The following is a 5,689-nucleotide window of genomic DNA, read 5'->3' as shown; positions in this document are numbered from 1 at the left end:
ACGCACCTCGACCGAGGTGCCGCGCGAACGCGCCGCCGGCTGCAGCTCGCCCGAGCGGGCGTCGAGCCGGTGGGCGTGGGCCGCGCCCTCGCAGCGACTCAGCAGCGCCATCTCGGCGACCGAGGAGATGGCGGCCAGCGCCTCGCCGCGAAAACCCATGGTCGCGACCGACTCCAGATCATCCAGCGAGCGGATCTTGCTGGTGGCATGGCGCTTTAGCGCCAGTGGCAGCTCCTCGACCGGGATGCCCAGGCCGTCGTCCTCGACGATGATGGCGCGCACGCCGCCGGCCATCAGCTTGAGCTGAATCTGCGCGGCGCCGGCGTCGAGCGCGTTGTCGACCAGCTCACGCACCACCGACGCCGGCCGCTCCACCACCTCGCCGGCGGCGATCTGGCTGATCAGTTCATCGGGGAGGTCGCGGATCACGCGGCGTGGTTGCGCTGTTGGCGCTGGCGGCGTACTTGAGGCCGCAGCAGCCAGGGGGGAAGTCAAATCCATGCCGCTATTGTAAGAAGGCTGAGGGCAAGGTCAGCTGCAGCGTGGCAGAAACAGTCATCTCTTGCCGCCATAATCCTGCGCCATGGAACTTATAAGCACCCTGATCGACTTCATCGTCCACGTTGATCGCCACTTGGCGACCTTTGTCGGGCTCTACGGCGCCTGGATTTATGGCCTGCTGTTTTTGATTATTTTTGTCGAAACCGGCCTGGTGGTGATGCCTTTCTTGCCCGGCGACTCGCTGCTCTTCGTGGTCGGCGCCATGTGTGGCACCGGGCTCTTGAGCCTGCCCATCGCGATGTCGGTGATGGTGGTGGCGGCCATCGCCGGCAACCAGACCAACTACACGATAGGACGCTACTTCGGCCCCAAGGTGTTTCAGTGGGAACAGTCGCGCTTTTTCAACCGCGACGCCTTCAACAAGGCGCATGAGTTCTATGAGCGGCGCGGCGGCGTGGCGCTGATCATTGCCCGCTTCATGCCCTTTGCCCGCACTTTTGCGCCCTTTGTGGCCGGTGTGGCGCAGATGACGCGACGCAAATTTACGTTCTATGACGTGACCGGCGCCTTGCTCTGGATCGGCAGCGTGACGCTGGCCGGCTATGCCTTCGGCAATGTGCCGGTGGTCAAGAGCAATCTGCAGATCATTATTTGGGCCCTGATCATCATCCCTGGCCTGCTCATCATCATCGGCGGCATGCGGTCAAAAAAGAACAAGAAGAAGCGCGCGGCACCGACCGCTTGACCGCCGATTGCTTGACCTCACACCGCCATGTCAAAAACCGCCCGCGTCTACAAGATAGAAATGCTGATCCGCAACCGCGGCCATGTCAGTTTTCAGGCGCTGAAGGAGGAGTTGGCGGTCTCGGACGCGACGCTCAAACGCGACCTGGACTATCTGCGTGACCAGCTTGGCGCGCCGATCGAATACGACCGTTTTCACAACGGCTATGGTTTCGGCGCCGAGTACCGGGGCCAAAAGCACGAGCTGCCGGGTCTGTGGTTCAGCGAGCGCGAGCTGTACTCGCTGCTGATGGCACACCAGATGCTCAGCGAGCTGGATTCCGAGGGCGTGATCAGCCGCCATTTGGCGCCCCTGCTGGAGCGCATTCACCTGTTGCTGGCCTCGGGTGAGGCGGATGCCAAGGCGCTGCTCAAGCGCATCAAGATCATCAGCCCGGCCAAGCGGCCGGTGCCGGTGCAGTTTTTCGAGATGGTGGGCGAGGCCTTGCTGAAGCGCCGCCGCCTGCATCTGCGCTACCTGACGCGCGGCCGGGCCACGGTCAGCGAGCGCGATGTGTCGCCGCAGCGCCTGGTGCATTACCGCAACACCTGGTACTTGGATGCCTGGTGCCATTCACGTGACAAGGTCTTGCGCTTTGCGCTGGACGCGATTGAGGCGGCCACGACGCTTGACGCCAAGGCCAAGGAAATCCCGCTCAAACAGGTGCAGGCCGAGATGGACGGCGGCTTTGGCATCTTTGCCGGCGAAAAGCGCCAATGGGCGACGCTGGTGTTCCAGGAGAAGGCCGCGCAATGGGTCAGCCGCGAGGAGTGGCACGCGGAGCAGCAGGGCGTTTGGCTGACTGACGGAACCTATCAGCTGAAGGTCCCGTTTGTCCATGAAACCGAGATCGTCATGGACATCTTGCGCCACGGTAATCAGGTCAGGGCCGTCGCCCCGGCCAACCTGGTGGCCGCGGTGGCCAAGGCTTTGACCGAGGCGGCGGGCCAATATTGAGCCTTGAGCCTTGAGCTTTAAGCGATGGGCGATGGGCGATGGGCGATGGGCTTGATGCCCAAGGGGCACGGCGCGATTTCAGTGAGGGGCTGTGTAAATCTGATCGAAGTAGCCGCCCTCGGCGAAATGCGTCTCCTGGGCCGCACGCCGGCCGCCAGACACCTGGTCGACCGTGATCCGCTGAGTCGGGCTGAATTGCTTGGCATATTTGGCCGCCACCTTGGCGTCGCGCGGGCGGTAGTCATGCCTGGCAGCGATTTCCTGGCCTTGCGGGGTGTAAAGATATACCAATCGATCACCTTGGCGCGGGTGCTACCGTGATCCAGCGCCACTCCAGCCAGTTGTCCGGCCGGTGCACGACAGCGATGTTGCTGCGCGCCGCCCAGGGGATGACCTGGCGGTGCAGCGGGATGTAGTGGACTTGCTCGGCCATGCGCTTGAGCGCTTGCTTGATCAAGAGCTGACGCTTGACTTCATCGGGCTCGCGACTGGAGGCGGCCACGATGGCGTCGAGCTCATCGTCCTTGAAGTTGCCGCGGTTGTATTCGCCGATGCCTTTGTCCACGCCCTTGCCTCCGCCCACACCACCACGGTTGCGGAAATGGCTGGTGAAGATGCTTTCCGGGTCGGTGATAGCGCCGCCCCAGCCGAACAGATAGGCCGAGGTGTCGAGCCGCTCGATTTTGTTGAAGAACAGCGCCTTGGGCTGCGCATTGACCTTGACCTTCAGCCCCAGCTTGGCCCACTGAGAGGCCAGCGTCATGCAGATGCGCTCATCATTGACGTAACGGTTGTTGGGGCAATCGAGCGTGAACTCAAAACCGTTGGCGTAGCCGGCCTCACTCAGCAGCTTTTTTGCGGCCGCCAGATCGAAGGGCAGGCGGGCTTCCAGCGCCGGGTCATTGAAGCTGCCCAGCGGCGAGGGCACCATGGCGCCGGTCGGCGCAGCCTGGCCGTCCATCAAGCGGGTCTTGATGGAAGCAATGTCGATGGCCTGGTAGAGCGCACGCCGCACGCGCACATCCTTGAACGGGTTTTTGCCCTTGGGGCTGCCCGACAGCAACTCGTCGCGACCCTGATCCAGGGCTATGAAAATGATGCGGTTCTCGGGCCCGGTGATGATCTTGAGGCCTTTGCTTTGAGCCAGCCGGGCCAAATCGCGCGGTGCGGGGTCAAGCACAAAGTCGATTTCGCCCGAGATCAGCGCTGCCGTGCGCGTGGCGTCGCTCTTGATCGGGGTGTAGATCACTTCTTGCAGATTGCCTTCGATAGCTCCCCAGTAATTCGGGTTGCGCTTGAAGACGGTCTTGCTGTCGGGCGCGCGGCTGACCAGCATGAAGGGGCCGGTGCCATTGCTGTGGAAGGCCGCGTAGCTTTCTTCCTTGTTGGCAAAGTCTTGCGTCTTGGTGGCCTTGTTGGCCTCGGCCCAGCCGCGGCTCATGATGTAAATCGTACTGAGATGCTGCAGAAAAATCGGGTTCACCTGGGGCAGGCTGAACTCGACCGTCAAGTCATCGAGTTTGCGCGGCTCGCCCACGGCATGGGCATACATGGCGATTTGCGAGCTGGGCTGGCGCGCGCGCTGGATGGAGAACACCACGTCGTCGGCACTGAGGGGCCGGCCGTCATGGAACTTCACGCCGGGGCGCAGTTTGAGCAGCCATTTCTGCGGCCCGGCCTGTTTCCATTCGGTGGCGAGCTGCGGCACCAGTTTGAGCTGCTTGTCGCGGCTGACCAAAAACTCATAGATCTGGCCGTTGATGGTGTTGGTCAGGGTTTCGTTCTGTGCATAGGGATCCAACGTGAGCGGGTCGCCGGCGCTGGCCCAGCGCAGGGTTTGGGCCGCCGCCAATCCGCCGGTCAAACTTAGGCCGAGGGTCAGCAGACTGGCCGCCATCACGTGGGCGGAGCGTGTTCGATTCATAGGGACTAACTCCGAGAGGCTGGGCGCGAGCAAGCGGCGCGCGAATAGATAGAGCCGAGGGTAACGTTGCCAAGCTCAATGTCCGGTTGCTAGGTGACAAAAGAACAAAAAGCAAAGACATCCGCCAAGCAGCGACCAATAGTTGACAATGTATATTATGTAAAATAAATAGACAGGCTAAACGCAAAACTGCACCTCTAGACGACGGCGCAGAGCTGGCCGAGTTGAGCCAAATGCATGCAGCGCTGGAACGCCAGGCCACCGAGCGTGACACTTTTTTGCCGCCAACGAGCGCTTTCATCTGCGCTTGCTGGCGATCGAAGGCAAGTGCTGGCGCCAGCAGATCGTCACCGATCTGCGCCGGGTAATGAAGCTTAATCGTCATCACTCGCTCTTCAAGCAAGGTCGGCTGGATGAGTCCTTGGCCGAGCACCGAGCCTTGATGGCGGGCATCGCCGAGCGCAGCGGCGCAAGAGCCGCCGCCCAGATGCGGGCGCATTTCGACAATGGCCTGGCCGCCGAGCGGACGACTTTGTCACCCGCCTGAGTCGGGGGGGTCGGCGGCGGCAGTCGCGGCAAAGTTCACGCCGCCCTGCTCGCCAAAAGCGGAACTGCTACACAAAGCGGCAGTTTTTACATCGTTGGAACGGGTTCCCCGTCGATAGCATCGGGACGTCTTGGACTTGGGTCTGTTGCGATGACATATCAATCGATGAGGTTGCGGTGCCGTGCGACGGCAAACGCCACTCGCCCGGTTCAATTGAACAGTTGTTGGAGCCGCCGCTCAAGTTTTGAGCGCGAGCTCCGAAAACCCGTTGGATAGGTGTCGGTTCGGGTCTAGCCAAAAGCGGCTGTGCCCTGATTTTCTCTGCAAGATTTTCTGACTTTTGAAGGCTCCGCGACCAGTTGTTTGTCGGTTGCGCGAGTAACGATTCATGCGCCTTCAGCGGCCCGGCAGATCAACTGCCTGGCGCGAGAGGTGTCAATCGATGTCGCTGCAAGTGACGTCGAATCAACTAATAACTGAGCGAGCTCAAAATGGCTTCAATCATCGTCAACCTGAACACGGCGCAGATCTCCCAACTGTCTTCATCCACGTTGGCACGACTGACCTCCGCCGACTGGGCTGCGTTCAGTACCGACCAAATCCAGGCCCTAACCAGCCAGCAGGTCGGCTCGCTGGGCACGGCGCCCTTCACCTACATCAGCACGGCGCAGTTCTCGGCGTTCGAGACGCGGGACTTGCAGGCCATCTCAAGCAGCTCGATTCGCGTTTTGAGCACAGCCCAGCTCGCCGCCCTCGACTCCGTTCAGATCGGTGCACTGAGTTCGACCCAGATCAGCGCCCTGACCACCGCGCAGATCGCCGGCCTGGGCAGTGATGACCTGAACGCGCTGACCTCGGCCCAGTTCGCTGCACTGAGCACGGCGCAAGTCGCCAGCCTCACCACCCACCAGATCAACCACCTCACCACCGACGACCTGAACGCCTTCGGTTCGGCCCAGATGGCTGCGCTGTCCTC

The 5,689-nt window shown here is 61.7% G+C and carries 6 protein-coding genes and 1 pseudogene; 4 read left to right on the top strand and 3 right to left on the bottom strand.

Annotated elements, in window-relative coordinates; translation table 11 throughout:
• Positions 1–501: DNA mismatch repair endonuclease MutL (mutL, locus tag RMO57_RS03245; RefSeq protein WP_310384166.1), on the bottom strand; the 501-nt coding region annotated here is incomplete at its 3' end.
• A gap of 82 nt (positions 502–583) precedes the next feature.
• Here mutL and RMO57_RS03240 point away from each other — a divergent pair.
• Positions 584–1,246 (top strand): DedA family protein, encoded by a 663-nt coding sequence (locus RMO57_RS03240; RefSeq protein WP_310384165.1) that lies wholly within the window; start codon positions 584–586, stop codon positions 1,244–1,246.
• Between the two features lie 27 nt (positions 1,247–1,273).
• Positions 1,274–2,242 (top strand): helix-turn-helix transcriptional regulator, encoded by a 969-nt coding sequence (locus RMO57_RS03235; RefSeq protein ID WP_310384163.1) that lies wholly within the window; start codon positions 1,274–1,276, stop codon positions 2,240–2,242.
• A 78-nt stretch (positions 2,243–2,320) separates the two neighbouring features.
• Here RMO57_RS03235 and RMO57_RS03230 read toward each other — a convergent pair whose 3' ends face one another.
• Positions 2,321–2,533 (bottom strand): hypothetical protein, encoded by a 213-nt coding sequence (locus RMO57_RS03230; protein ID WP_310384161.1) that lies wholly within the window; start codon positions 2,531–2,533, stop codon positions 2,321–2,323.
• 4 nt (positions 2,534–2,537) lie between these two features.
• Entirely contained in the window at positions 2,538–4,166 is a 1,629-nt protein-coding gene (locus RMO57_RS03225) for an ABC transporter substrate-binding protein (RefSeq protein ID WP_310384160.1), read from the bottom strand.
• Positions 4,167–4,473: 307 nt separating this feature from the next.
• On the opposite strand from RMO57_RS03225, the gene RMO57_RS03220 reads away from it, so the two are divergent.
• Together RMO57_RS03220 and RMO57_RS03215 are read left to right on the top strand one after the other, a co-directional pair.
• Positions 4,474–4,713: an FCD domain-containing protein gene (locus tag RMO57_RS03220; protein WP_310384158.1), complete on the top strand. Its 240-nt coding sequence runs from the start codon at positions 4,474–4,476 to the stop codon at positions 4,711–4,713.
• Positions 4,714–5,204: 491 nt separating this feature from the next.
• Positions 5,205–5,689 (top strand): annotated as a pseudogene (locus RMO57_RS03215) (heme utilization protein); the annotation flags it as partial.

The organism is Roseateles sp., from assembly GCF_031397715.1.
GTDB lineage: Bacteria > Pseudomonadota > Gammaproteobacteria > Burkholderiales > Burkholderiaceae_C > Paucibacter_A.
Note: the sequence above shows the minus strand (reverse complement) of the source record. Positions and strands in the feature narration are given on the sequence as shown.

Excerpts from the sequence above, each read along its gene's own strand:
- RMO57_RS03240 (WP_310384165.1), top strand. The coding sequence starts at position 584 with ATGGAACTTATAAGCACCCTGATCGACTTCATCGTCCACGTTGATCGC.
- RMO57_RS03235 (WP_310384163.1), top strand. The coding sequence starts at position 1,274 with ATGTCAAAAACCGCCCGCGTCTACAAGATAGAAATGCTGATCCGCAAC.
- RMO57_RS03225 (WP_310384160.1), bottom strand. The coding sequence starts at position 4,166 with ATGAATCGAACACGCTCCGCCCACGTGATGGCGGCCAGTCTGCTGACC.